The sequence below is a fragment of the Serratia nevei genome (genome assembly GCF_024160145.1).
Lineage (GTDB): Bacteria > Pseudomonadota > Gammaproteobacteria > Enterobacterales > Enterobacteriaceae > Serratia > Serratia nevei_A.
This window is the reverse complement of sequence record NZ_JAMYWQ010000103.1, coordinates 1-805: the sequence shown is the minus strand read 5'-3', so window position 1 is coordinate 805 and position 805 is coordinate 1. Positions and strand designations below refer to the sequence as shown.

The 805-nt window shown below is 53.7% G+C and carries 1 protein-coding gene; it reads left to right on the top strand.

Going from position 1 to position 805, the window contains the following annotated elements; genetic code table 11:
* Window positions 1-83: 83 nt before the first annotated feature.
* Window positions 84-805, top strand: a 722-nt coding sequence (locus tag M6G53_RS24930; RefSeq protein WP_253335233.1) for an IS4 family transposase, incomplete at its 3' end; no start/stop codon positions are given.

Below are 805 nucleotides of genomic sequence, written 5' to 3'. Positions count from 1 at the left end.
TAATGCCGATCGTTTAAGAACACTTGAACGATCCACTCAGTAAGAGACAATCCGGATTCAGCCCTCTGATTCCGGATTTTTTTATGTCTGAACACGATATGGATTTCGTTGTTGATGTTTGCCCTTCTGAGCTTGATGCCTTTTCTCGTTCGCTCGATCCTGCCTGGATACATCAGGCCCTTACCGCATGCAACAAGGCCAGTATCCGCCGACGTCGCCTTCCCGCTGAGCAGGCTGTCTGGCTCATTCTGATGATGGGCGTGCTGCGCGATTTGTCCATCAAGGATGTATGCCACCATCTCGACATTGTTCTTCAGCCCGATGACGGTTATCAGGCTCTCGCTCCCAGTGTCCTTACGGCGGCGCGTCAGCGCCTGGGTGAAGCCCCTCTCCGGTATCTTTTCCATGCCTGCAATGAAGCATGGTTGCCTGCTGCTCTGGGTAATGAGGCGTTTCATGGATTACATGTGCTGAGCGTCGACGGAACGCTGTTCCGTGCTCCAGACTCCCCGGAGAACGCCGCAGCATTTGGATTCATTGAACCTTCCACAGGCGCCTTTCCTCAGGTCAGGATGGTCGGGCTGATGGCGACGCACTCCCATATGTTACTGGATGCGGCATTCGGTGGGGTTGCCGAAGGAGAACTCACGCTGGCTCAACAGCTGATTTCTTCTGCGCCGGACCATACTCTGACGCTGTTTGATCGCTGTTATTTCAGTGCGGCTTTTTTACTTGAGTGGCAACAGGCCGGGAAGCAGACACACTGGCTGACGCCTGTAAAAAGTCATCTCCGTTATCAGGTGCT